Below are 25,770 nucleotides of genomic sequence, written 5' to 3'. Positions count from 1 at the left end.
ACGGGCCCGGATGCGATCGCGTCCGGGCCCGTTGCTGTTTCCGATCCGGCGCTACCCCACCGCCCGGACGTTGTCGTCGGAGTTGCGGTCGATCCACTTGTTGTACGGATCGGCGCCCGCGAACTTCGGCTCGCGTGTGGTGATAAAGCGGAGGGTCTGCACCCCCGTCCGGATCGGACGACGCTCCAGCAGGATCACGTCCGTCTGGCTGAACGCGCCCTTGCCCGGTTCCGCGGTGAACAGGCCGATGTCGATCTGCTCGTTCAGCGGGGCGTCGGTCTCCTTGCCCTGACCGTCCGCATAGAGCTTGCGGGCGTCCACAGTGACCGCGACATCCCAGCGGCCGTCCTGACGGCGCGTGGCCGTCACCCCGGTCGTCTTGATGTCGTAGAGGGTGATCTTCTCCAGCAGGTCGGTGATCAGCGCCTGCTTGTCCGCCGGAGCCTCGGCCCGCAGGGCGGCGATCAGGTCCAGCGAGCGCGCATAGGGCGCCCCCTTGAAGGCGTACTGGGCCAGCACCCGGCGCAGGGCGCGGTTGACCGTGTCCTCCCCCAGCTGGTCCCGCAGCAGGTACATGACCAGCGCGCCCTTGCGATAGTGGACGTACTGCTGGTTCTCGACGCGATACAGCGGCAGCTCTTCCAGCCGTTCGGTGCCGCGCGAGCGCAGATAGCGGTCCAGTTCGAACTTGAGGAAGCGGCGGATCTGATCCCTGCCGTACATCTTCTCCATGACCATCAGCGCCGAATACTGCGCGAGGGTCTCGGACAGCAGGGTCATGCCCTGCTGGTCGGAACCGACGACCTGGTGCGCCCACCATTGGTGCGCGAACTCGTGGGCCGCGACATAGGTGACATAGTCGATCTTCGTCGGATCGCGCAGGTCGGCGATGAAGCCCAACCCTTCCGACCAGGCGAAGGTGTTCGGATAGGACTGCGCGAAGGAGGCATAGTCCGGGAATTCCACGATCCGCGCCTGCTTGAACTGGTACGGGCTGAAGTTGGCCTGGAAATAGTCCAGCGAGCTGGACAGGGCGTTCAGCATGCGCGGCACGTTGCGGGTGTGGGCGGGGTCGTGGAAGACCACCATCTCCACCCCGTCATGCACCCGACGGGTCTGGGCGTAGTGGGCCGACTGGACCGAGAAGAAGTTCAGCACCGGGGCTTCGGTGACGAAGCGCGAGGTCCGACGGCCATTGGCCACCGTGTCCGAACGCATGTCGCCCGGCGCGACCACCGTCTGGTCGGCGTCGGTCGTGACGGTGATGTCGGCCGTCACCCAGTCGGCGCCGATGTAGTTGCGCGCGCGGGCGCTCTCGTCCTCGACCTTGGCCGGGCGCAGCTCGGCCGGCAGGCCGTGCTTGCGGCGCTTGGTCCGGTCGCTCAGCAGGCCGTCACGGCTCATGCCGACCATCGGCGCGAACTCGAAATTGTTCACGAAGGTCCCGTTGTCGACGATCCGGGTGGTGTTGCCGCTGTTCATGAAGCCGCGTTGGGCCAGCACGCTCTCGAAATGAACCGTGCGGCGCTCGCCGGGCTGCATCGGCGTGTTGAAGCGATAGATGCGGTAGCTGAATTCCGGCCAGTCGCGGGCCACGCTCGCGCCCTCGACCGTCAGCCGCTCCATGTCCAGATCGTCGTTCCAGCGCAGGTGCACCTCGCGCAGCGGAGCGGCGGTCCGGTTCTCCAGCACATAGGCTCCGGCAGCGGTCAGGCTGGGGGCGTGGGGGTGCAGATCGAGGTTCATCCGCACATCCACGACCGACGGCTGCGGCGTGGTCTCGTAGCGCAGCAGGGTCTTCTCGGCGTCGGCCTGAAGCTGCTCGGTCTGCTTGTCCGTGCGGTACTCGTTCCAGACGTTGGTGTTGATGAAGATATAGACGCCCAAGCCGATGAACGCGGCAAGCGCCGCGCCGCCGATCAGGCCGGCCGGACCGGCCAGCCGACGCGGAAACCGCTTCAGGCGGGGCATCAGTCGGCTCTCGGTTCCCCTACGCCACAGGCCGTACCCGATGACCAGCAGGAGGATGGCGAAGGCGGTCCAGTAGGCGTCCAGCCAGGCGTTGAAGCCCGCGAACTTGCCCGTGCCGTTCATGTCCGACAGCGGCACGCCGATGCCGCGACCGTAGCTGTACAGCACATGGTCGAAGCCGAGGTTCGACAGCACGATGGTCGAGATCATGTAGACGACCATGATCGCCCAGCCGACGAACTTGTTGGGCGACAGGGCCTGCACGAAGATCGCCAGCACGGCCAGCAGGCTGAAGCTGACGGCCTGCGGAACGACGTACCAGAGCAGGTATTTGCCGAACTCGAAGTCGGTGTAGCCCTTGATGGCCTGCGTCACGACACCCGCCAGAACGCCGACCAGCGCGGTCGAGACCAGCACCAGCGCCAGCGCCAGCGTCTTGGGCACAAGGAAAGTCCAGTCGGGCGTCGAGGTGGCGTCGATGATCTCGTGGAACTTCCGGTCCCGATCCCGCCAGACCAGCTCGCCGGAATAGTAGATGGCGATGACGATGGAGATCAGGCCGAAGGCGCCGACCAGACCGGTGATCACGACGCGGGTCACCAGCAGCAGCGGCGCGCCGTAGATCTCGCCCGTGAAGAACAGGGTCGTCATCGCGAAGGCGAAGCCGAGGAAGATCAGCACCAGATAGGCCGGGCTCCTGAACACCATCGACACTTCGAACGCCGTGCGCTTGACCAATCGGGCCCAGCCGGCGGCGAAGCCGTAGCTCGGCGCGGGCAAGGCGCCCGGCTGGATCGGGGTCGAGGTTTCCGCCTCGGCGAGGGCGCGCAGACGCTCCTGTTTCCGGGGCTTCGCACCCTTGGCGGCCGGACGGTACAGGGCATAGGCCGCCGCCAACAGCCCTGCTCCGATTGCGGTCCAGATCACCCGGTTCCAGAGCAGCACGCCTTCCAGCGGCGCATTGAGCGTGTTGCGCTCGGCGGCGGTCCAGTACTTCGTCACCAGCGAATAGGCGCCGCTGCCGAAAGGCTCGCCCCAGGCCAGCGCCGTCTCGAACTCGGGGCGCGACCCCAACGTCCCCGTGGTCGCCAGATAGACGATAAGCACCGCGACCACGCCCACATAGGTCGCCATCATCGACCGGGTCACCGTCGCGAGGGCGAAGAACAGGGCGGAGGTGAGGAACAGCCCGGTCAGGCCGAAGACGCCATAGGCATACAGGTAGTCCAGCGGACGGAACGCGCCCACGGTTTCGGGATCGACCCACGGCATCAGGGTCCCGGCCATGGTGCCGATGGCGATGCTCAGATAGCAGAGCGCCACAGCCCCGAAGGCGCCGAGGAAGCGGCCGTACAGATAGGCGCCCTTGGTGATCCGGGTGCTCTGGATCATCGGGCCGAAGCCGGTCTGGGTGTCCCGCGCCACGACGTTCGCCACGATGGCGGTCGTCGCCAGCATGAAGAAGACGTTGAAGATGATGTGCGCCACCGCCAGCGCATAGGGCGCGTTACGGTGCACGTTGCCGCCCGACCCGATCGAGACGTTGTCACTGGCGACCGCGCCGAAGGCGAGCAGACCGAAGACGATGGCGATGACCCAGAACGCCGGCTGGCGCAGTTGGTAGCGGAATTCGAAGCTGGCGATCTTTCCAAACATGCCGGGGCGCCTCAGGCCGCTTTACGCGACTTGGCGACGGTCGCCATATAGACATCCTCAAGCCCGCCCGGCGCGCCCTCGAAACCATCGCCCGGATGTCCGTCGGCCAGCACGTGGATGACGGTGCGGCCGGCCTGCAGACGGGTGGAGATCACCTCGTACCGCTTGCGGAAGTCCGGCAGCTCGGCCTTGTCGATGGCGCGTTTCCAGATACGGCCCTCCAGCGTGTGCTGAAGATCGGTCGGCACGCCTTCCAGCTGGATCTTGCCGCCCGCCAGCACCGCCATACGCGGGCACAGGTCGGTCACGTCGCCGACGATGTGGGTCGACAGGATGACGACCACGTTCTCGCCGACCTCGGCCAGCAGGTTCAGGAAGCGATTGCGCTCCTCCGGGTCCAGACCGGCGGTGGGCTCGTCGACGATGATCAGTTCGGGGTTGCCGATCAGGGCCTGGGCGATGCCGAAGCGCTGGCGCATGCCGCCCGAGAAGCCGGCCAGCGCCTTGCCGCGCACCGGCCACAGGTTCACCTGATTCAGCAGCGCCTCGACGGTCGCCTTGCGCTCCTTGCCGTTGGCGATGCCCTTCAGCACGGCCATGTGGTCCAGCATGTCGTAGGCCGACACGCGCGGATAGACGCCGAAGTCTTGCGGCAGATAGCCCAGCACCCGGCGCAGCTTTTCCGGCTCGGCGATGACGTCGATGTCGCCGAACCGGATCGAGCCCGAGGTCGGGGTCTGGAGGGTGGCGATCGAGCGCATCAGGGTCGACTTGCCCGCGCCGTTGGGCCCCAGCAGGCCGAACATGCCCTTGGGGATCGTCAGGTTGACGCCGTCCAGAGCGTGTGTCCCGTTCCCGTAGACGTGGGTCAGGTTCTCGATGGTCAGCATGGCGTCCCCCTCAGAATAACGGCCTGCACCGTGTCGCGCGGACGGGTGAGCGGCAAGTTAAAGTTGGGTCACAAACGCTGTCCGGAACCGGTTCGGCGCGCGCCTTGCAGGCGTTTGAGCCTGACCACTATGTCTTGAACCGCCAACGGGTTAGAATGAGCCCGGACAACCGCAGGACCCGACCCCGCCCGTGCTGAAAAACCTGCTTCCCAGCAAGCCGGGGACCGAGCCCCTCGCCGAAGCGTTGAAGGCGTGCAAGTCGCACTTCATCTGGGCGGCCGTCTTCTCGGCGCTGGTCAATCTGCTCTACCTGACGCCGACCCTCTACATGATGCAGGTCTACGACCGGGTCGTGCCGACCGGCGGGATCGAGACCTTGTGGCTGGTCACCCTCGTCGCCGTGGCCGCCCTCGCCTCGCTGGCCGCGCTGGACTGGCTGCGTGGACGGCTGATGCTGCGCGCGGGCCTTCGGCTGGACCGTCTGTTGTCGGCCAAGGTGCTGCAACGGGTCATGGACCTGCAGGCCAAGGCGCCGTCGACCCAGGCCCTGCGTGAGTTCGACAATGTGCGCGGCGCTATCGGCGGTCAGGGCATGCTGGCGATGTTCGACGCGCCCTGGACCCCGATCTATCTGGCGTGCTGCTTCCTGCTGCACCCGGCCATCGGCGTGCTGACGCTGGTCGGCGGAGGGACGCTGTTCACCCTCGCCTGGTTGAACGAGCGGGACACCCGCCCGCGTCTGGCCAAGTCGATCCAGTCCCAGAACCACGCCTACGCCTCGCAGGAGGCCATCGCCGGGCAGGCCGAGGTCGTCCGCGCCCTGGGCATGCGCCAGTCGTCCATCTCGCGCCAGATCGAGCAGCGCCGTCAGGCGACAGCGGCCCAGGCCGACGCCCAGCTGGCCGGCGGTCGCTACTCGGGCGCGATCAAGTTCCTGCGGTTGGTGATGCAGTCGGCCGCCTTGGGTCTGGCCGCCTATCTGGCGGTGAAGGGTGAAATCTCGCAGGGCTCCATCATCGCCTCGTCGGTGCTGCTGAGCCGCGCGGTCGCGCCGGTGGAGCTGCTGGTCGGCGTCTGGCCGTCGCTGGTTCAGGGCAAGGCCAGCTGGAAGACCCTGACCGACCTGTTCGCCAGCACCGCCTCGGTCGAGCGCGAGCGCACCGCCCTGCCCGATCCGCGCGGACGGCTTCAGGTCGAGGGGGTTTCGGTCAAATTCCCCGACACCGAAAACCCGCAGCTGCGCGGCGTCGCCTTCTCGCTGCAACCAGGCCAGACGCTGGGCGTCGTCGGAGCCAGCGGCTCGGGCAAGACCACCCTCGCCCGCGTGCTGGCCGGGGCGCTGAAGCCGCAGGCCGGCGCCATCCGTCTGGACGGCGCCGAATATGATGCCCGGGAGGGCGATGAGCTGGCGCGCTGGATCGGCTACCTGCCGCAGGTCCCCAGCCTGTTCGCGGGGACCATCAAGGACAATATCTCGCGCTTCTCCACCGCCGTCGGCGTGGATCAGGAGGTCGCCGACCGGGGCGCTGTGAAAGCCGCCATGGCCGCGGGGGCGCATGAGCTGATCCTGCGCCTGCCCAACGGCTATGACACCCTGCTCGGGCCCTTCGGTCAGGGGCTGTCGGCAGGTCAGGCGCAGCGGGTGGCGCTGGCCCGCGCCCTGTACGACGACCCGGTCCTGCTGGTGCTCGACGAGCCGAACTCCAATCTGGATCAGGAGGGCGAGGCCGCGCTGATGCAGGCGATCATCGGCGCCTCGGCCCGTGGCGCCGCCGTGGTCATCATCGCCCACCGCGCGGGCGTGCTGGCTCGCGTCGACCGCCTGCTGATGATGCGTGACGGCATGGTTCAACTCGAAGGCCCCCGCGAGGAGGTGCTGGAGAAGATGCGCGCCACCGCCCCGCGCGCTCCCGGCCAGCCCGGCCCCGCCCCGCAACGCCCCGCCGCTCCGGGCGCCGCCCCGACTTCGGCCCCGGCGCAACAACAGGCTCCGGCATCTGCCGCGCCGCAGCCGCCGCGACGTAGCCAATGACCGACGCCGCCCCGCCCCGGACCCCGGCCACCCTGCCGCCGGGCGCCGCCGCCTCGGCGACGCCGATCGCGATCCCCGGCGCCGGCGCGCCCGAGAAGCCGCTGATCGTCACCGACGCCCCCAGGCTGGAGCTGCGGATCGGCGGGGCGATCATCGTCCTGTTCTTCGTCCTGTTCATGGGGTGGGCCGCCCTGGCGCCCCTGGATGCGGGCGCCTTCGCCAAGGGCCAGATCTCGGTGTCCGGCAACCGGCAGGCGGTGCAGCACCGCGAGGGCGGCGTGGTCAGCGCCCTGCATGTCCGCGAAGGCGATACGGTCCAGCGCGGCCAGATCCTGCTGACCCTGTCCAGCGGCGAACTGCGGGCGACCGAGCGCGGCGTCGCCGGCCAGGTCTACGCCCTGCTGGCCCAGCGTTCGCGTCTGGTGGCCGAACGGGACGGTCTGGGCTCCATCCCTACGCCCGCCGAGTTCGCCAACCTGCCGCCCGAGGATGCGGCGCTGGCGCAGGAGTCCCTGCGTATCCAGCAGCTGCAGTTCGGCGCGCGTCGCACCGGACGTTCGACCGAGACCGGCGTGCTGGTCCAGCGGATCGCCCAGCTGAACGACCAGATCGACGGTTATGAGCGGCAGATCGAATCCAACATCGAGCAGCAGCGCCTGATCCAGGAAGAGCTGACCGGCATGCGGGGGCTGGCCGCGCAGGGCTATGCGCCCCAGACCCGCGTGCGCGCGCTGGAACGCACCGCGGCCCAGCTGGACGGGGAACTGGGCTCGCTGCGCGCCCAGATCGCCCGTTCGCGCGAGGCCGTCGGCGAGACCCGGCTGCAGATGGCCGGGGTCAACACCAAGATGGGCGAGGACGTCGCCGACCAGCTGCGCCAGATCGACATCCAGCTGAACGAACTGCGCCCCCGCATGACCGAGCTGCGCAACCAGATCGCGCGCAGCGAGGTGCGGGCCCCGGCGACCGGTCAGGTCGTGGGCCTGACCATATTCACCCAGGGGGGCGTCGTTCAGGCGGGCCAGACCCTGATGGAGATCGTCCCGCGCGACGCCTCGCAGGTCATCGTGGCCGAGGTCGAGCCGACCGATATCGACAACCTTCAGGTCGGTCAGGAGACCGAGGTGAAGTTCACCGGCCTGCGCGAGCGCAATCCGCCGATCATCCGCGGCCGGGTGACCAACATCTCGGGCGACAGCTTCACCGTCGAGGAGACGGGACGAGCCTTCTACCGCGCCGAGATCGTCGTCCCGGCGGCCGAGTTGCACAAGCTGGGTCGCACCGCGGACAGCCTGCGTCCCGGCGCCCCGGTCGAGGTGGTCATCCTGCTGCGCAAGCGCACGGCGCTGGCCTATCTGCTGGAGCCGCTGACCAACAACCTGTGGCGCTCGGGGAGCGAGCAGTAGGGTCGAGGGATTAGGGACTGGGGATTGGGGATTAGTTCGGCGGAGAGGAGGGATGGCGCTCGGCCTCAGGTTGTCCCTACCCGGCCTTCTTCTCCGCCCGGAACCGGTGCAGCAGGGGCTCGGTGTAGCCGCTGGGCTGCTGGACGCCCTCGAAGACCAGCGCGCGCGCGGCCCTGAAGGCGATGCTGCCGGACGGGTTGGTCGCCATGGGCTCGTAGAGCGGATCGCCCGCGTTCTGGGCGTCCACGCGAGCGGCCATCTTCAGCAGGGCGGCGTCCACCTGTTCGGCCGTGCAGACCCCGTGCAGCAGCCAGTTGGCCATGTGCTGGGACGAGATGCGCAGGGTGGCCCGGTCCTCCATCAGGCCGACGTCGTGGATGTCGGGCACCTTGGAGCAGCCGACGCCCTGATCGATCCAGCGGACGACATAGCCCAGCAATCCTTGCGCGTTGTTCTCCAGCTCCTCCGTCACCTCTTCCGCCGACCAGTTGCGGCCTGACGCCAGAGGCGCGGTCAGCAGGGGTTCGAGGCCGGGCGTCGGCCTGGCGGCGATGGCCTCGCGCAGGGCGAAGACGTCGGTCTGGTGGTAGTGGAGCGCGTGCAGGGTCGCCGCCGTCGGCGACGGCACCCAGGCGGTGTTGGCGCCGGTCTTCGGATGGGCGGCCTTCTGTTCCAGCATGGCCTGCATCTGGTCCGGGGCGGCCCACATGCCCTTGCCGATCTGGGCCTTGCCGTTCAGGCCACAGGTCAGACCGATGGCCACGTTGCGGGCCTCATAGGCGCTGATCCAGTCCGATGACTTCATCTCGGCCTTGCGGACCACCGGGCCGCCGCGCATGGCGGTGTGGATCTCGTCCCCCGTGCGGTCCAGGAAGCCGGTGTTGATGAAGACCAGCCGGTTCGCGACCTGCTTCAGGCAGGCGGCGAGGTTGGCGGAGGTGCGGCGCTCCTCGTCCATCACCCCGACCTTCAGGGTGTGGCGGGGCAGGCCCAGAATGTCCTCGACCCGACCGAACAGGGCGTCGGTGAAGCCGACCTCGTCCGGCCCGTGCATCTTGGGTTTGACGATGTAGATCGAGCCTTCACGGCTGTTGCGGAAGCGGCCCCGCCCCTTCAGGTCATGAGCGCCGATGGCCGAGGTGATCAGGCCGTCCAGAACACCCTCGAACACCTCTGACCCGTCCGCCAGCCGGATGGCGGGGGTGGTCATCAGGTGGCCGACGTTGCGGACGAACAGCAGCGACCGGCCCGGCAGAGTGACGGTCGCGCCGTCCGGCGCGGTGACGGCCTTGTCCGGGTTCAGGGCGCGGGTCAGGGACTGACCGCCCTTCGAGAAGGTCTCGACCAGTTCGCCGGTCATCAGGCCCAGCCAGTTGCGGTAGGCGGCGACCTTGTCGGCGGCATCGACGGCGGCGATGGAGTCCTCAAGGTCCACGATGGTCGACAGGGCCGCTTCCAGCACCACGTCCGAGATGCCCGAGGGATCGGTCGCGCCGATGGGATGGGACGGGTCGAAGACGACCTCGATGTGCAGGCCGTTGTGACGGAAGACGCGGCCCTTGTCGGTCTGGCCGACGTACTGGGCGGGGTCCCTGAGCGCGATGCCGTTCGACGGGTCGCCGAGGTCGGCCCAGGAGCCGCTCTCCAGCGGCACGGCCTCGTCGAGGAAGGCCTTGGCGCGGGCCACGACGCGGGCGCCGCGCGCGGCGTCATAGGGACCGGGCGGCGGCAGGTCGCCCAGCGCGTCCGTGCCGTACAGGGCGTCATAGAGGCTGCCCCAGCGGGCGTTGGCGGCGTTCAGCACGAAGCGGGCGTTGAGCGCGGGCACCACCAGTTGCGGCCCGGCCATGGTCGCGACCTCGGCGTCCACATGGGTCGTGGCGATGGCGAAGGGCGCGGGCTCGGGGACCAGATAGCCGATGTCGGTCAGGAAGCGGACGGTGGCGGCGGGGTCCTGCGGTTGACCGGCGCGAGCGGCGTGCCAGTCGTCGATGCGGGCCTGAAGCTCATCGCGCACCTTGAGCAGGGCGCCGTTCTCGACGGCGGCCCAGTTCAGCAGGTCCGCCGCGCCGGACCAGAACCGGTCCGCCTCCACGCCTATGCCCGGAAGCACCTCTTGCTCAATGAAATCAGCCAGTTCCTGTGCGACCTGCAGGCCAGCGCGCGGCGTCATCGACATGGGCGTCTCCGAAGTGAGGCTGTAACATTCCGTGATCACGTCGGGGAAGTCGAGCGGATTTCGCAGATGCGGGAGGAATTCGTGCGCGTGAAAAACCGGGTGTGAAGAGTGTAATCGGTGTGAGACGGCGGAGACGGTCGAGGCGGCGAAAATACACCGTCTATGGAGTCTATGCCGTCCATGGCGTCTATCGGCGGAGGGGGCGGAAGGCAGTAGGCAGCAGGGTATCAGGTAGGTGCGTCAGAATTGGACGTATGCCTCACCATTCCATTGGCCCTCAAGCGAATGGAAGTTAGATCGACGCGCGAGCGTCGATCAGGAGAGGGCGGCTCGGTGTCAGCAGGAGGCGCCGCCCCCTCCTGATCGCTGCGCGATCTGTCCTCCCCATCGCCTTGAAGGGGCGATGGAGAGGTGATGGAGTGAGCGCATGAACTGGTTTCGCCTTCACTGGCCGCTGACCCTGCTGGTCCTGATCGCCGCGTCGGGGGTGTTGTGGCCCGTGCCCGGCGGTTGGCCGTCGAAGGTGGCGCTGGCGTGGGACATCGGGGTCGGTCTGTTCCTGCTGGAAAGCGCGGCGAAGGTGCTGCGCACCCGATCGGCCGACGCCATCCGCAAGCGCGCCTCGGCGCTGGACGAAGCCGGTCCGGCCATCCTGCCGCTGGCGCTGATCGCGGCGGTCGGCAGTGTTGTGGTCGTGGTGGGCGAGGCGGCCAGCGGAGGCGGCGGTCCGGCGGTGCTGGCGCTGGTGACGGTCGCCCTGTCCTGGCTGTTCGTCCACGTCATCTTCGCCTTCCACTACGCCCACGTCTTCTATTCGCCGGGCGAGAAGGGCGACCGGGGCGGGCTTCTGTTTCCCGGCGACGACCCCGAGCCGGATTACTGGGACTTCCTGCACTTCTCCCTGATCATCGGCGTGGCGTCGCAGACGGCGGACGTGCAGATCACCGACCGGGGCATCCGCCGGACCTCGACCGTGCACAGCCTGACGGCCTTCGTCTTCAACACCGTGGTGGTGGCCCTGACGGTCAATATGGCGGTGGGGCTGCTGGGCGCGAACTGAGCCACGCCTTGACTTGAACACCTTTCAGGCCCATCTGCTCGCTGCATCGCAGCATTTTGCGATTACCGGCGTCTCCAGCGCGTGTGGGCCTCCCTCCCCGGAAGCCTGTCTGTAGAAGCCGCCGGACTCTCATATTCATTCGCTGCCCGGACACGCGGGGTAGCGCCCGATCCACCCCGAAGGCCCCTTTCAGGCGCCCCATCGGGACTGGCGGTGCGCGGCCCTGACGGCTTTCGAGCCATGGCTGATGCGTGTCGCCGCATGCGAAAGAAGACGCTCCGTGAGCAAGACCACCTTTGACTCCATGGGCCTGAACCCGGCCCTGCTGACCGCCCTGAAGGCGGAAGGCTATGAGACCCCGACCCCGATCCAGCAGAAATCCATCCCGGACGTGATGCTGGGCAAGGACCTGCTGGGCATCGCCCAGACGGGCACCGGCAAGACCGCCGCCTTCGCCCTGCCGATCCTGCACCGTCTGGCCGCCAACCGCGTCGCGCCTGTGCCGCGCACCACCCGCTGCCTGGTCCTGTCGCCCACGCGCGAACTGGCCACCCAGATCGCTGAAAGCTTCAAGGCCTACGGCAAGCATCTGGGCTTCCGCGTCGCCGTCATCTTCGGCGGCGTGAAGTACGGCGGGCAGGAACGTTCGCTGAACCAGGGCCTCGACATCCTGGTCGCCGCGCCGGGCCGTCTGCTGGACCACATCCAGCAGAAGAACCTGGACCTGTCGGCCACCGAAATCTTCGTGCTGGACGAGGCCGACCAGATGCTGGACCTCGGCTTCATCAAGCCGATCCGCCAGATCGTCAGCCGTATGCCGGCCAAGCGTCAGAACCTGTTCTTCTCGGCCACCATGCCGACGGAGATCGGCAAGCTGGCGGGTGAACTGCTGAAAGAGCCGGTCAAGGTTCAGGTGACGCCGCAGTCGACCACGGTCGAGCGCATCAACCAGTCGGTCATCCACATCGAGCAAGGCCGCAAGCGCGCCCTGCTGACCGAGATGTTCGCCGATCCCGAGTACACGCGCTGCCTGGTCTTCACCAAGACCAAGCACGGCGCCGACAAGGTCGCTGCCTATCTGGAAGCCGGCGGCGTCGAGGCCGGCGCCATCCACGGCAACAAGTCCCAGCCGCAGCGTGAACGCACGCTGGCCGCCTTCAAGGCCGGCAAGCTGCGCGTGCTGGTCGCCACCGACATCGCCGCGCGCGGCATCGACGTGGACGGCGTGTCGCACGTCGTGAACTTCGAGCTGCCCTATGTGCCGGAAGCCTATGTCCACCGCATCGGCCGGACGGCCCGCGCGGGCAAGGACGGTTCGGCCGTCAGCTTCGTCGCCGGCGACGAGATGAAGCTGCTGAAGGACATCGAGAAGGTCACGCGTCAGAAGATCCCGTCGAGCGACCGCCGCAACGACAAGTCGCTGGCCCTGCTGGACCAGTCGATCATGGCGTCGGGCGTGAAGAACAAGGCCTCGATGCCGGATGACGGTCGTGGGGATCGCCAGCAGCAGCAACGTGGCCCGCGCAACCCGCGTCGCGACGGCATCAAGCTGGAAGGCGGCGGCCAGCCGCACCGCGTCCGCAAGGCCGGCGCCCGCGACGCCGCCGCTCGCCCGACCCCGGAACGCGCCTTCGATCCGATGGCCCGCGACCGGCCGCGCAACACCAACAACGACCCGCGCCACACCTCGGCCCCGCCCGCCCGGGAGCCGAAGCCGGTCGGTGAGATGAAGCGCCGCCCACGTCGCCGCAAGCCGTCGAACGGCGGCAAGGGCTACGCCGCCAAGGGCTGATCCCTCGGCTTGAGCTGAAAACAGAGACGCCCGCCGGATCACTCCGGCGGGCGTTTTTGCATCCGAGGGCCGATCAACGGCCCGCAGGACAGCCTTCGATCAGAAGGCCATCCGGGTGCCGAGCGACCAGACCAGGCCGTAGCCTTCGGTCGTGCCGCGCAGGCTGGACTGAACCGCCGCCGGGGTGCCGCCGTAGATGGTCCGGTCGCTGTGGGCATCGCCGTCCGAGAAGGCGATGTAGGTCAGGCCGAAGTCCACCCACATGCGCTCGGTCGCCTGGGCCGACATGCCGCCCGAAATCAGCCAGCGGTCCGAGTCCGGAATGCGGGCGGTGCGCTCGTTCTCGCGGGTCGGGGTCGGGGTGTAGCCGACGCCGCCACGGAAGATCAGCTTGTCGCTGGCGGCGTAGTCGAAGCCGACGGCGCCGGTGGTGACGTCCTTGTAGTCCAGACGCAGGGTCTGGCCGCCGCCCGGATAGACGACGTCGATGTTGTCGAACTCGGACCAGCCGATGCGGTTGACCTGGGCGTTCAGGGTCAGGCGATCATTGACCGCATAACGGACCGAGGCGGCGATGTAGGACGGGGTGCTGAACCCCGCCACGCCGTCGGTGGCGATGTTGCTGCCGGCCAGCGGACCGAGCAGGCCCGAGATCACGACATCACCGTCCAGCTCATGCTCGATGGCCGAGCGGTAGCTGAGGCCGAGGTCCAGCTTGCCGAAGTGAGCCTGGGCGCCGACGTTCCAGCCGTAGTCCCAGCCGTCGCCTTCCAGCGAGGACAGGCCGTCCGGCAGGGCCGGCGACAGGTTCGGCAGGGCCGAGGTCAGCTTGGCCTTCACATACTGGGCGTCGACGCCGACGCCGAGGTCCAGCCAGTCGGTGACGCGCATGGCGCCGACCAGGCCGACGTTGGCCGAGCGCAGCTCCGAGGTCAGGGCGTCATAGCGAGCGAAGGAGGTCGGCTCGTATTTGGTGGTGAAGTTGTAGGGCGCGGCGATGGCCAGGCCGACGGCGAAGCGGTCGCCGATCGGGGTCGAGATGGCGAAGTTCGGCACGATGCCGCTCTCGATCGGATTCTGGGTCGAGCTGACGCCGGCCACCGGAACGGTGACGCCGCCCGGATAGGTGATGGTCGAGCCGGCGTTGCTGACTTCCGAGTTCACGGCGACGGCGTGGACGCCGACGGTGACTTCACGGCCGCTGCGGGCGATGGCGGCGGGGTTCCACCACAGCGAGGACACGCCGGTGTCGGCGGCTTCGCCGGAGAAGGCGCGACCGGCGCCGCGGGCGGATTGCTCCTGCAGATAATAGGACTGGGCCGCGGCCGGTGTGGCGACGACAAACGCCAGCGCGGCGAGGGCCGCGCTGGTGAACAGCGACTTGGAGGTAATCATTGTTGTTACTTTCGGTGGCCCCTTTGGGGGGCGGCGTTTCCAACTATGCCGGGGAGGCGAAACGGAAATGCGCTCGAGGCCGGAAAGCTGCAATGCTTCAGGCGGTCTGTTTCAAAAATGTGATCAATGTTCACCTGATCGGCGAACAGAATTAGGCAAAGCTGACCATTTTTGCCCCGCGAACAGCAAAACGCCCGCCGGAGGACCGGCGGGCGCTCTGTATTCTGACGTTTCTTCCCTGAAGGATCAGGCGGCGGCGGAAGCCGGTTGCGCGCCTTCGGCCGGGTCGCGCAGGACGTAGCCGCGGCCCCAGACGGTTTCGATATAGTGCTTGCCGCCCGCGGCCGTGGCCAGCTTCTTGCGCAGTTTGCAGATGAAGACGTCGATGATCTTCAGCTCGGGCTCGTCCATGCCGCCGTACAGGTGGTTCAGGAACATCTCCTTGGTCAGGGTCGTACCCTTGCGCAGGGAGAGGAGCTCCAGCATCTGGTACTCCTTGCCCGTCAGGTGAACGCGGTGATTGTTCACCTCGACCGTCTTGGCGTCCAGGTTCACGGCGATCTCGCCGGTGTGGATGATGGCCTGGGCGTGACCCTTCGAGCGACGGACCACGGCGTGGGTGCGCGCGATCAGCTCGTCCTTGTGGAAGGGCTTGGTCATGTAGTCGTCGGCGCCGCCGCCGAAAGTCTTGACCTTGGTCTCGATCTCCGAGGTGCCCGACAGGATCATCACCGGCGTGTTGACCTTGCCGACGCGCAGTTGGCGCAGGACTTCCAGACCGTTCATGTCCGGCAGGTTCAGGTCAAGAAGAATGAGATCGTAGTCGTAGATCTTGCCGAGATCGATGCCCTCTTCACCGAGGTCCGTCGTATAGACGTTGAAGCCTTCCGACTTCAGCATGAGTTCGATGCTCTGCGCGGTCGCGTGATCATCTTCGATAAGCAGGACGCGCATGGATGCCCCTCCAGGCAGAGCTTGGCCGTAGATATTACTGCCCCGTTTCCGGGTAACCTTGTTCGGACGTTAATCCCCCAAAACCTTAAGAAGGGTTAATGGGATTGGTTAACAGCGAATCTAGGCTGATTTGCGAATCGGCGTCGAGAGTCCCGAGTCAAGCGAGTCGATTTTTTTTCGAAAAACATCGGTCATCCGGGAGCCCATACGTCCAATATCGACGCATCGCAGGAATATAGTCCTATATCAAGACCGGCCTTCAGACCGGCTGAACGATGATGATGGAGAGAGGCATGGACGACCTGTATCGGGCGCCGACGTCGGGCGCGGATCAACTGAAGGCCGGGCTGGCCCTGCAGATGGTGGCCGCGGCGACCGGGGTGCCGGTGGAGCGAATGAGCGGCAACGCCCGTCGCACCGGGCAGGCCTGCCGCGCGCGCTGGCTGGCCATGTATCTGGCGCATGTGACCTTCGGCTGGCCGATCGAGCGGGTCGCCCACGCCTTCGGCCTGAACCGGGCGACGGCGGCGCAGGCCTGCCGCTGGGCCGAGGATGAGCGCGACCGCCCCGGTCTGGACGACCTGCTGAACCGTATGGAGCGCTCCGTCCACGATCTGCTGGACGGCCCGCGCTACGAGTTGCGGGCATGACGGAGGGGCGTCGACTGGAGCGGGCGCGCCGCCTGCTGACCTTGCCCACCGGCTGGCTGGAGGCGGCCGGTCCCCAAACCTACGCCCTGCGGACCGGGGCGGATCGGCGGGCGCGGATCATGATGCGGCTGGAGGAGGCGGACTTCATCGCCCTGACCGAGGCGCCCGGCCTGCGCACCCGCCCCGGAGGCGGCTGGGTCGCGCGGGAGACCGCGCCGACGGCCCTGCCCGCCCCCGCGCCGGGACGACCCGGCCATGCCGAGGGGCTGCGCCCCGTCATTCAGCCTGACGGGGAGATCGTGGAACGGGCGGCCAACCTGGCCACCTCGCCGGTCGCCTGGCTGGCCGGGCGCACCGATGCGCGCGGCAGGCCGCTGCTGTCGAAAGCCGAAAGCGCCGCCGCCGGGCGGCTGGCGCTGGAGGCGGAGGCGGCGCGACGCGGTCCGGGCCTGACCATGCGATGGGACGGCCTGCCCCGGGCGGGGCGCGGCGGCGGTCGTCCGGGCGCGCCCGGTGACCACGTCCTGTCGGCCGCCCGGCGAGTGGAGGCCGCGCTGGCCGCCTGCGGCCCTGCCCGCGCGATGGTTGAACAGATCTGCCTTCGCGGCGCGCCCCTGCAGGCGGCCGAACAGACGCTGGGCCTGCGCCGCCGCACCGGCAAAACGGTCCTGCGACTGGGATTGGCGGCGCTGGCGCGGCATTATCGCCTCACCTGAAACAGCGAATTCGTCCGCCACCCTACGTTACAGGCTCGTAACTTTCGCCCGTCGAACATCGGTTCTAGGGTGCCGGAATGACGCGCTCCGCAACGGGCGCGTCCTGTTTTTTCGGCGTCGCTCTCACCGACGCCGCGTTCGGGGGATGGCGTGAAAACTCTGGTGGCATCCAGCCTCGCCGTGGGGCTGTTCATGGTTGCAATTGTTGCGCCGGCGGCTCCGGCGATGGCGCAGGCCAATCTGACCGGAACGGTTCTGGCCGACATCTGCCTGCCCTATGCGGGCCGCTCTCTCAGTTTCGAGCGCTCGATCCGCGTCGCTCGCGATCTCAAATTCCGCCGCCCCGCCGACGAACGCGACCAGCCGATGGATGAGTATGCGTCGGACATCAATCTGGTGTCGAACGACGGCGCCTGGCGGGTCCGGCTGGAAGAAGGCAGCGTCGAGTACGGCGACCGCGAAGCCTATTATGTGAGTTGCCTGCTGTCCTCGACCCGGGCCAGCGCGCGTGAGCTGGCGGTCCTGGGCCGCCGCGCCTTCTCGGACGAGCGCTACTGGGCGGCGGACGAGGCAAGCCAACCCCGGTGGGAGCGCCGGTACCGCAATCCGGAAGAGCGCCGGCTGGAAGTCGAGGTGATCGAGGAACCCGGCCAACGCCCGGCCCTGCGCATCCGCGGACTGTATTTCTGATCAGCCCGACAAGGGAGCCAGACGCTTGTCCTTGTCCCTGATTGAAGCTTTCGCCGCCGCACTGACGCTGATCAGCGTCCTGCTGACGTCGCACCTGAAGAAGGCGCTGTATCCGGTCGGCCTGCTGGCCACCGGCCTGTACGCCGTCGTATTCTGGAACGCCCAGCTATACGCGAGCGCGGCCCTTCAGGTCTGGTTCGTGGCCATCCAGTTGTACGGCTGGTGGTTCTGGAGCCGGGGTGACAGGGGTCGGGAACCGCGCATCGGGACCTGGGGCTGGGGCGTGGTCGCCGCCTTGTTGATCCCCGCGACCCTGCTGACTTTGATCGTCTCGCTGCTTCTGGCCCGACTGACCGACGCCGCCATGCCGGTCGGCGACACCGCCATCCTGTCGCTGAGCGTGCTTGCCCAGTTCCTGCTGGACCGCAAGCAGATGCGGCATTGGGCGGTGTGGGCCGTCACCGACGTCATCGCCATCGGCGTCTATGGCGCGCAGGGTCTGTGGATCACCGCCGGCCTGTACGTGCTTCTGCTGATCAACGTCGGATACGGATGGATGCGCTGGCGGCGCGCCCTGCGCCTGCAACAGGCGGCCGAGGCGTGACGCCCCGCCCCGCGCGCGGGTTCGTGCTGGGCAAATTCATGCCTCCGCACAACGGCCATGTCTTCCTGTGCGACTTCGGACGGGCCTACTGCGAGCGGCTGACCATCCTGGTCTGCTCCCTGCCGGACGATCCGATCCCCGGGCGACTGCGCCATGAATGGATGCAGGCGCTGTTCCCGGATTGCGACGTGCGCTGGTGCGAGGAGGACCTGCCGCAGGAGCCCGCCGACCACCCCGACTTCTGGGCGATCTGGAAGGATGTCGTGCACCGTTACGGCGGCGCGCCCGACGTGGTCTTCGCCTCGGAATCCTACGGCCTGCGTCTGGCGCAAGAGGTCGGCGCCCGTTTCGCGCCCGTCGATCCGGACCGGATCGCCGTGCCCATGTCAGGAACCGTGGTGCGCGAGAATCCCTTCGCCTGCTGGGACGCCCTGCCCGCCCCGGTTCGTCCCTGGTTCGTCAAACGCCTGTGCCTGTTCGGCCCGGAATCGACCGGCAAGTCGACGCTGGCGGCGAGGCTGGCGGATCGGTTCGGCACGATCAGCGTCCCGGAGTACGGTCGGACCTATACGGAGATGTTCGGTGGGGAGGTCGGCGTCGAAGACCTGCACCACATCGTCGCCGGACACCGGGCGGCGGTCGCGGCGGCGTCGCGACAGGCCCGGCGCATCCTGATCGAGGACACCGATCCTGTGCTGACCTCCGTCTGGTGCGAGATGCTGACCGGGCGTCGTGATCCGGCGCTCGACGCCTTCGATCAACTGGCCGACCACTATCTGCTGCTGGACGTCCGCGCGCCGTGGACCGACGACGGTACGCGCTACTTCCCCGACCTGGCGGACCGACAGCGGTTCCTCTCGCTGTGCATCGAGGCGCTGGAACGCAGGGGCGCAAGCTGGACCCTGATCGAGGGCGCAGACTGGGCTGCGCGCGAGGCGCAGGCGGTGGCCGCCGCTTTGGCGGCCTTCCCCGGACTGGCCGAAATCAGCCCGCCGCCGCCGCGTCCCTGATGCGGCCGACCATGCTGTTCAGGCCGTTGGCGCGTTGGCGGGTCAGGGCGGACGGCAGGCCCAGCCGGTCCAGAGCCGAGCGGGCATCGAAGCCCAGAATCTCGGCCGGCGTGCGGTTGGAATAAAGCCGTAGCAACAAGGCGATGTTGCCCTTGCTCAGGGCGCTGTCGCTGTCGGCCATGAAATGCAGACGTTCGCCGTCGCGGCGGACAGCAAGCCAGACCTGCGCCGCGCAGCCGGGCACCTTGTTGGCCTCGATGCGGTCAGCCTCCGGCAAGGGCTCCAGTTCCTTGCCCAGATCGATGACGTATTCGATGCGGCCTTCCCAGTCTCCGAGCAGGTCGAACTCCTCGACCAGTTCGGCGAGGACGGCGTCGATGGGGGGCGGAGTGCTCATCGGCGCCAGATAGGCCGCCCGCGCGTTAACGACAACCATGCGGTCCATCCCCGGAAATCGTCAGTCGCCCGTCTCCACAAGTCGCCTGATGGGGGTGCGGACTTTGGACGACTCACCGCTGCGGATAGGCTGGACGAGGTAATTCCGCCATTTCCTCACCGTCGTCGCCGCCCTTGAACGCCCACCGCCGCCCCGAGCAGACAGACGGCGCCGCCCGACACGGGGACGGCGACCGCGCCGCGCTGGCCGCCTGGCATGCGGGCTGGGCCGTCGCGGCCGCCCTGCTGGCGTTCGGCGTGCGCTGGCTCGGCGGGGTTGACGGGCCGGTCTTCTACAGCGTGCTGGCCATGGTGGTCCCGGGCCTGATCGGCCTGAACCTGATCAAGCACGACAGTTTCCGGGACCGGATGATCCTGCTGGGCGTCTGGGGCACGGCCGCCGCGACCACCGCGGCCCTGTCCGGCGGCCTGACCGGCCCACTATCGGGCTTTGTCTTCCTGCCGCTGACGGCGGGCATCGCGCTGGGCGGTCCCCGCCCGGTGCAGGTCGGCGCTCTGGGCGTCGGCGTGGCGGCCGTCGCGGGACTGGCGACCAGCTGGATGCTGGGCGGACCCGGCCCCCATCTGCCCGCGCTGGCGGCATTGTCCGCCGTCCTGACCGCCGCCGCCGCCGCACTGGCCGTGCGCCTGTCGTGGCTGCAGCGCGAGCGCAGACTGTCCGCCGCCGAAGCCGAGGTCCGCCGGGTCGAGGGCCTGATGGCGGCGCAGCCGGGTCTGACCCTGATCCTTGAGCCTTCCGGCCGGGTTCTGGCCGCCTATGGCGCGCCGCCCGCCTCCCTGCCGATCGATCCCCTGTTCGAGCAGGGACTGGTGGCCGCGATCCATGCCCCGGACCGGCCGCGCCTGCTGGCCGCCATGGACCGCGCCCTGAACGGACACGAAGGCGCCGCCACCCTGGCGCCGCGCCTGGCGCTGGACCGGCGCGTGCAAGTGGTGATCCGCCGGCTGGACGATCCCGCCGGGCCGCGCCTGATCGCCCAGACCTTTGACGCCACCAGCCAGTACGCCCGGGAACTGGGTCTGGAGGTCGCCCGCAACGAGGCCGAGGCGCGCGAGCGGGGCAAGACCCGCTTCCTCGCCAACATGAGCCATGAACTGCGCACGCCGCTGAATGCGGTGCTGGGCTTCTCGGACATCATGCGCCAACGCCTGTTCGGCCCGATCCCGGATCGTTACGCCGAGTACGCGGACAACATCCATCAGGCGGGCGGTCACCTGCTGGACCTGATCAACGATCTGCTGGACGTCTCCAAGATCGAGGCCGAGCGGTACACCCTTTCGGTTGAGAAGTTCGACGCCCGCGAGGTGGTGTCCGACGCCATGGCGCTGGTTCGCGTCAACGCCGAGGACAAGGGCGTGAGCCTGTCCGGCGTCCTGCCGCCGGATGCGGTCGAGGTGTCGGCGGATCGCCGGGCCCTGAAGCAGATCGCGCTGAACCTGCTGTCCAACGCCGTGAAGTTCACGCCGGACGGCGGGTCGGTCACGGTGACGGCCGAGATCATCGGCCCCTATCTGGAGATCGTCGTCGCCGACACCGGGGTCGGCATCGCGCCGGAGGACGTCAAGCGTCTGGGCCGCCCGTTCGAACAGGCCGGCGGTCCGGAGCAACGCCGTCAGGGCACGGGTCTGGGCCTGTCTCTGGTCCGCGCGTTCGCCGAACTGCACGGCGGGCGGATGAGCATTGAAAGCACCCTGGGCGAAGGCACCGCCGTGACGGTCCGCATGCCGGTCGCCGTCATCGCCCGCGCGCCCGCCCCCGAAGGCGGCGCAGAAATCATCCAGCTACCGGTGGCGAACGGGGGCTGAACCTCCGAAGGCTAGACCGTCCCCATCGCGATGAAGGCCCGCCCGGCGGCGAAGTCGCCCGCCTCGAACGGCACGGTGGCGACGCTGCCGTCGCGGAAGTGGAACTCCAGGGCGAAGGTCTCGCGCGGGTCCAGTTGCTCCAGCGCCTCGGCGGCGGCGGAGCTGAAGGTCCAGGCGTCGCCTGCGCGCTTGTCCTTCGCCAACAGGGTCGGGGCGGCGGCGGTCACGCCCGAGGACCAGAGGCTGGCGCGGGCCGAGGCGGGGATCAGGCTGTCGCCCGCCAGCCAGGGGCGCGGCGCCCTGGCCGGATCACGGAAGACCAGACGGGCCGAGGTCGGGCGGGGATCGCCGTACCAGCTGACCACGGCGGTCAGGGCGGCGGTCTCGCCCTCGCCCGCATAGCCGAACGCCACCGGCGAGGAACCGACTTGGGAGGCCTGATGCAGGCGCCAGGTCGGGCGCTTGTAGGCGGCGCGGTTGGCGACCCAGTCAAACCGGTCACCGGGGAAGGTCATGCGCGGCAGGCGGGCCCAGCCCGCGAAGGCGCCGTCTACACGGTCCTTGACCACCGCCAGCTGCGGATCGGCGCAGGCCACGGAGCCTGCGCGCGCACCGGCGCGGTAGGCCACATCTGTCAGATCGGCGGCCGCGACGCCCGAGCGCAGGGCCGCGCCGCGCGCCTGTGCGGTGGCGGCGGTCAGGGCGCGGGCCAGTTCCGGCTGGAACAGGTTGCAACGCGCATCGGCGGCGACGACGAAGGCGCGCTCATAATAGGTGTCGGCGGGACCAGCGAACGCGCTTGCCGGCGCCACGAGGGTCGCGACAGCCAACAGGGCCGCTTGGGTCTTCAGCGCGATTTGCCGTATCTTCATGCCCCGCACCCTACGCATGGAGCGTTCAGGTCCGGTGTCCGAGCAGGGTTAGCGAATTGCTTCTATCAAGTGACGTCTGGGTGGCCGCCCTGATCCGCCGCGCCGAGATCGGCGGCGGCTTCGCCACGGTCGCGCGCAAGGGCGACGCGCGCGCGGGCACGGTGATCGTCAAGGTGTTCAACACCGCCGAACGCCGCGCGAGACTTTATAGTGAGGCCTTCGGCCCCGACGGCGAGCGCCTCTGGATGCAGCCGGTCGAAAGCGAGTTCGAGAGTGAGCTGGACGACTATCTGCAGCGGCAGGTTCGCTACGACCCCGACCTGTGGATCGTCGAGATCGAGGACCGCGAGGGGCGGCATTTCATTACGGAGAAGGTGGCGGGCTAGCGGAGCGGGTCGCCGCTCCGGAAGAGACCTTCCCGGCGTCCGCTATGGGTGGGGAGCGGACATTGCCCTACGCCGTTCGCGGTGCAACGTTGCGGTATGTTTGAAGAAGCCCCAAAGGCGCGCGCCGACATGATCGGCGGGTCCGTCTACGCCTTGAGCGGAGAAGCCGGGTGGCTCTACTATGGTCAGGTGACTCCCGATAAGCGGGTCGGGTTTTTCCGGCTCCGCACCAAGCAGATCGCTGAAATCGCGGACGTATTGGCCGCTCCCGTTATGACTGTGCTTTCGGTGGGCATCCCCAGCATCACTTCCGCACTGAGGAGTGGTCGCTGGAAAAAGCTCGGTCGCTGTGGCGTCGTGCCAACCTTGGTTGAGCCTCGCCCTTCGGTGCAGTGGCCTGTCGGGACTCTAACCGTCACCGTCTGGACCGCAGGTCGCACTTGGAACACGCGAGTTGAGGACCCGGCCATTCAGGACATGGAGATCATGGCCGCGTGGGATGCCGAGGCTCATGTCCCATCTCGTTTGGCTGCCGACTTCGGCGAAGAAGAAGCTCCTTGGCACGTGGGCGGCCCCATACGCCGCGAGCGTCTCATCAAGCAGGAGATGGCAGCTCGGTTTCCGGATACGCCGTGGCATAAACTCCCTGATGACTGGGTCCCTGTAAACGTCTCCTAAGGGTCGAAACCCGACGTCCCCCCACGGCGACAGCCGGACGTCTGTTTGCACCGGCGGAAAGCGTTTGCTGGACGCCGGGACGTCCCCGTTTTCGAACATGGCGACCGACCGGTTAACGCCGCCCGCCGCGGTGCGAAATCCTTAACGACGTTCGCACACGGAACCGCAAGCCGGGGCGCCTATGGTCACCTCAACGGGCCGCGATGAGCCCGAACTGATGGTGGGTGTTTCCGGATGCTGTTTCTTCTGAACGACGTCGTGTTTGATCTGGACGAGGCCTGCCCGGTCACGCCCGGCGACGCGCGCCGGTTCGAAGCGCTGGATCTGGACTATGTGCTGGAGCTGGGTTGCGAGCTGTTCGCCGAGGACCCGCTACTGCATCACAATGACCCGCAACGCGCGCGTCGTCTGGCTTGGCTGATCCACGACCGCTCGCCGGACGTGAACGCCGCCCTGTTCGCCGCGCCGGAAGCCGGCTGCCATCCCGATCTGGTCGAGCCGCAGTTCTGCGCCCTGCCCGACCCGGTCATGCGCCAGCTGCGGACCCGCGCGACCAAGGGCAAGCTGGACGCCGTCGCCGCCGACAAGGCCGTGTGGATGCGTCTGGCCGCCTGACCGGCGCAGCTTGAATATCCCCCGCCGCACTGGTTAGGGTTGAACCCCTGAGCCGGGGGACCCAGAACCATGCCTGTTTCGACGCTTTTCAGGACGCTGGCGCTGGCCATCCTGACGCTTTGCCTGTTCGCGGCCTCGCCCGCGCACGCGGAATGGCGCAAGGCCGAGACCGAACACTTCATTCTGTACGGGGATGTGTCCGAGCGCACATTGCGGACCTACGCCACCAAGATCGAACGTTTCGACGCCCTGCTGCGGACCTATTATCCGATCCAGAGCGACGTCCAGATTCCGAAGCTGGAAATCTATCTGGCGGACGGCGCGCGCGACATGCGCCGCATCCTTCCCGACGGTTCGCAGGGCATCGCCGGCTTCTACTCCGCTGACGCGGGTCGCATCTACACGGTGACCAACATCGCGAACCCGGAGGCGCTGAGCACCCTGTTCCATGAGTACGCGCACCATTTCATGTTCCAGATGTCGGCGGCGGCCTATCCGTCGTGGTTCGTGGAAGGCTTCGCCGAGTACTACTCCACCGTGGTCATGGAGCCGGAGAAGATCGAGGTCGGCCGGGAAGACCGCGGACGGATGATGTACTTCACGCACCTGGGGGCCAACGAATGGGCGCCCATGGCCGACGTGCTGAAATGGCGGGTCAGCCGGTCCGGTCGCGCCCGCATCGGCGACTACTACGCCCAGGCCTGGGCGCTGACGCACTATCTGATGAGCACGCCCGAGCGGCGACAGATGCTGAACCAGTATCTGACCGGCGTGATCCGGGGCGGCGACCCGGAGGCGGCGATGCAGGCGGCGACCGGACGCACCTCGGCCGAGCTCCAGAACGACATGCGGCGCTATCTGCTGGGACGGATCACCTACTACACGCTCCAGATCGACATCCCGATGCCCGAGGTCACGGTCTCGACCATCGGCGCCGACGAAGGCGCCTTCACCTGGTTCGATCTTCGCCTGGACGACACGCCCCTCGTCGTCGCGTCGGAGAACGATCCCGATGATCCCCGCTCGCCCGAGGTAAAGGCCCAGATGGCCCGCGACGCGGCACGTTACCGCGAAGAGCTGATCACCAACGCCCTCGCGGCGGCGGCGCGCCGCCCGGACAATCGCATGGGCATGCTGGTCGCCGCCCGCGCCCACCGGCTCAAGGGCGATCCCGGGGCGGGTCTGGCCGCTCTGCAACCGCTGCTGGCCGTCGACTCCACGGACGCGGACGCGCTGCGCATCGCCGCCGCGCTGCTGATGGATCAGGCGGGCGCGGAGCCGGACCCGGCGACCGCGCTTTCCCGGCGTCGGCTGGCAATGTCCTATCTGGGTCAGGCGATGGAGCTCGATCCGCTGGATTTCCGCATCTATCTGGGCCTGAACGACACCCGGCGCGGGCAGCCGGGTTATCCCAACGCCAACGACATCAGGACGCTGGAGGCCGCGACCGCCCTCGCCCCCCAGGCTGACGAGAACCGGCTGAGGCTGGCGGAGGCCTATATGGCCCAGTCCCTGTGGAATGAGGCCAGAACCATGCTCAATCCGGTCGCCAATGCGCCGCACCCCGGCGCCGACCGCGTCCGGGCCCGAACCCTGCTCGCCGCCATCGCGACGGCGACCGGACAGGTCGTGAACGACGACGAGGCCGTGGCCGCGCCCTGACGACAGGCACGACCCGGAAAAGGGGGGCTCCGGCGCAGGACGCCGCGAAACCCCCTTGGAATTCAGACCGCCTAGACCAGCGTATTGAAGACGATGTGCACGATCGTCGCGCCGGCGGCGATGACGGCGAAGCCGAGCATCAGGCAGATCGCCGGGTGCGGGCCGCCTTCACGGGCGGGAGGATGGTCGTCGATGGGGTGATGCAGGGCCATGTCCGTTCCTTCGTTTCCAAAGGCGGGGCCCGATTGCGTGACCGGACCGTCTCGCCTGACTGAACAATGATCCCATTA

The 25,770-nt window shown here is 68.1% G+C and carries 22 protein-coding genes; 14 read left to right on the top strand and 8 right to left on the bottom strand.

What is annotated here, in order from left to right; genetic code table 11:
* Nucleotides 1-51: 51 nt before the first annotated feature.
* Complete coding sequence (locus ACODRV_RS01365) at nt 52-3,627, bottom strand: ABC transporter permease/M1 family aminopeptidase (protein ID WP_141625897.1); 3,576 nt, start codon at nt 3,625-3,627, stop codon at nt 52-54.
* A gap of 11 nt (nt 3,628-3,638) precedes the next feature.
* On the bottom strand, nt 3,639-4,517 hold the full coding sequence (locus ACODRV_RS01360) for an ABC transporter ATP-binding protein (RefSeq protein ID WP_141625896.1): 879 nt from the start codon (nt 4,515-4,517) through the stop codon (nt 3,639-3,641).
* Nucleotides 4,518-4,707: 190 nt separating this feature from the next.
* Here ACODRV_RS01360 and ACODRV_RS01355 point away from each other — a divergent pair, with 190 nt between their 5' ends.
* Both ACODRV_RS01355 and ACODRV_RS01350 read left to right on the top strand, forming a co-directional pair.
* Entirely contained in the window at nt 4,708-6,549 is a 1,842-nt protein-coding gene (locus tag ACODRV_RS01355; RefSeq protein WP_488907173.1) for a type I secretion system permease/ATPase, read from the top strand.
* Complete coding sequence (locus ACODRV_RS01350; RefSeq protein WP_488907172.1) at nt 6,546-7,955, top strand: HlyD family type I secretion periplasmic adaptor subunit; 1,410 nt, start codon at nt 6,546-6,548, stop codon at nt 7,953-7,955. Before ACODRV_RS01355 ends, ACODRV_RS01350 begins: the two co-directional genes overlap by 4 nt.
* 76 nt (nt 7,956-8,031) lie before the next feature.
* On the opposite strand, the gene ACODRV_RS01345 is transcribed toward ACODRV_RS01350, so the two are convergent.
* Nucleotides 8,032-10,134, bottom strand: a complete 2,103-nt coding sequence (locus ACODRV_RS01345; protein ID WP_488907171.1) for a malate synthase G — start codon at nt 10,132-10,134, stop codon at nt 8,032-8,034.
* A 427-nt stretch (nt 10,135-10,561) separates the two neighbouring features.
* Here ACODRV_RS01345 and ACODRV_RS01340 point away from each other — a divergent pair, with 427 nt between their 5' ends.
* Nucleotides 10,562-11,194, top strand: coding sequence for a DUF1345 domain-containing protein (locus tag ACODRV_RS01340; protein ID WP_488907170.1), 633 nt, complete (start codon nt 10,562-10,564; stop codon nt 11,192-11,194).
* Between the two features lie 280 nt (nt 11,195-11,474).
* Nucleotides 11,475-12,986 carry a DEAD/DEAH box helicase gene (locus tag ACODRV_RS01335; RefSeq protein WP_370451025.1) on the top strand — a complete coding sequence of 504 codons (1,512 nt, stop codon included), beginning with the start codon at nt 11,475-11,477 and terminating at the stop codon, nt 12,984-12,986.
* Between the two features lie 99 nt (nt 12,987-13,085).
* On the opposite strand, the gene ACODRV_RS01330 is transcribed toward ACODRV_RS01335, so the two are convergent.
* Together ACODRV_RS01330 and ctrA are read right to left on the bottom strand one after the other, a co-directional pair.
* Nucleotides 13,086-14,381, bottom strand: a complete 1,296-nt coding sequence (locus tag ACODRV_RS01330; RefSeq protein ID WP_488907169.1) for an OmpP1/FadL family transporter — start codon at nt 14,379-14,381, stop codon at nt 13,086-13,088.
* Between the two features lie 246 nt (nt 14,382-14,627).
* On the bottom strand, nt 14,628-15,335 hold the full coding sequence (ctrA, locus tag ACODRV_RS01325) for a response regulator transcription factor CtrA (protein WP_141625890.1): 708 nt from the start codon (nt 15,333-15,335) through the stop codon (nt 14,628-14,630).
* Nucleotides 15,336-15,628: 293 nt separating this feature from the next.
* On the opposite strand from ctrA, the gene ACODRV_RS01320 reads away from it, so the two are divergent.
* The 5 genes from ACODRV_RS01320 to ACODRV_RS01300 all read left to right on the top strand — a co-directional run bounded on the left by ACODRV_RS01320 (nt 15,629) and on the right by ACODRV_RS01300 (nt 19,005).
* Entirely contained in the window at nt 15,629-15,985 is a 357-nt protein-coding gene (locus ACODRV_RS01320) for a helix-turn-helix domain-containing protein (RefSeq protein WP_141625889.1), read from the top strand.
* On the top strand, nt 15,982-16,701 hold the full coding sequence (locus ACODRV_RS01315; RefSeq protein ID WP_141625888.1) for a DUF6456 domain-containing protein: 720 nt from the start codon (nt 15,982-15,984) through the stop codon (nt 16,699-16,701). Before ACODRV_RS01320 ends, ACODRV_RS01315 begins: the two co-directional genes overlap by 4 nt.
* A 150-nt stretch (nt 16,702-16,851) precedes the next feature.
* Nucleotides 16,852-17,391 (top strand): hypothetical protein, encoded by a 540-nt coding sequence (locus ACODRV_RS01310; RefSeq protein ID WP_488907168.1) that lies wholly within the window; start codon nt 16,852-16,854, stop codon nt 17,389-17,391.
* A gap of 25 nt (nt 17,392-17,416) precedes the next feature.
* Complete coding sequence (pnuC, locus tag ACODRV_RS01305) at nt 17,417-17,995, top strand: nicotinamide riboside transporter PnuC (protein ID WP_488907167.1); 579 nt, start codon at nt 17,417-17,419, stop codon at nt 17,993-17,995.
* Entirely contained in the window at nt 17,992-19,005 is a 1,014-nt protein-coding gene (locus ACODRV_RS01300) for an AAA family ATPase (RefSeq protein ID WP_488907166.1), read from the top strand. Before pnuC ends, ACODRV_RS01300 begins: the two co-directional genes overlap by 4 nt.
* Here the strand turns inward: ACODRV_RS01300 and ACODRV_RS01295 are convergent.
* Nucleotides 18,980-19,441 (bottom strand): SufE family protein, encoded by a 462-nt coding sequence (locus ACODRV_RS01295; protein ID WP_370451024.1) that lies wholly within the window; start codon nt 19,439-19,441, stop codon nt 18,980-18,982. The two genes, ACODRV_RS01300 and ACODRV_RS01295, sit on opposite strands and share 26 nt — an antisense overlap.
* Nucleotides 19,442-19,575: 134 nt before the next feature.
* On the opposite strand from ACODRV_RS01295, the gene ACODRV_RS01290 reads away from it, so the two are divergent.
* A complete protein-coding gene (locus ACODRV_RS01290; RefSeq protein WP_488907165.1) occupies nt 19,576-21,267 on the top strand; it encodes a sensor histidine kinase in 1,692 nt (563 codons plus the stop codon).
* Between the two features lie 11 nt (nt 21,268-21,278).
* Here the strand turns inward: ACODRV_RS01290 and ACODRV_RS01285 are convergent, their stop codons facing one another.
* Nucleotides 21,279-22,139 (bottom strand): hypothetical protein, encoded by an 861-nt coding sequence (locus ACODRV_RS01285; protein WP_488907164.1) that lies wholly within the window; start codon nt 22,137-22,139, stop codon nt 21,279-21,281.
* 56 nt (nt 22,140-22,195) lie between these two features.
* Here ACODRV_RS01285 and ACODRV_RS01280 point away from each other — a divergent pair, with 56 nt between their 5' ends.
* From ACODRV_RS01280 to ACODRV_RS01265, 4 genes are all read left to right on the top strand, one after another.
* Entirely contained in the window at nt 22,196-22,525 is a 330-nt protein-coding gene (locus ACODRV_RS01280) for a DUF1491 family protein (protein WP_488907163.1), read from the top strand.
* A gap of 96 nt (nt 22,526-22,621) precedes the next feature.
* Complete coding sequence (locus ACODRV_RS01275) at nt 22,622-23,203, top strand: hypothetical protein (RefSeq protein WP_488907162.1); 582 nt, start codon at nt 22,622-22,624, stop codon at nt 23,201-23,203.
* 234 nt (nt 23,204-23,437) lie between these two features.
* Entirely contained in the window at nt 23,438-23,818 is a 381-nt protein-coding gene (locus tag ACODRV_RS01270; RefSeq protein WP_488907161.1) for a hypothetical protein, read from the top strand.
* 69 nt (nt 23,819-23,887) lie between these two features.
* Complete coding sequence (locus ACODRV_RS01265; protein ID WP_488907160.1) at nt 23,888-25,480, top strand: DUF1570 domain-containing protein; 1,593 nt, start codon at nt 23,888-23,890, stop codon at nt 25,478-25,480.
* A gap of 71 nt (nt 25,481-25,551) precedes the next feature.
* On the opposite strand, the gene ACODRV_RS01260 is transcribed toward ACODRV_RS01265, so the two are convergent.
* Complete coding sequence (locus tag ACODRV_RS01260; RefSeq protein WP_168196781.1) at nt 25,552-25,692, bottom strand: hypothetical protein; 141 nt, start codon at nt 25,690-25,692, stop codon at nt 25,552-25,554.
* Between the last annotated feature and the right edge of the window lie 78 nt (nt 25,693-25,770).

The sequence above is a fragment of the Brevundimonas sp. FG8 genome, assembly GCF_057808845.1.
Note: the sequence above shows the minus strand (reverse complement) of the source record. Positions and strands in the feature narration are given on the sequence as shown.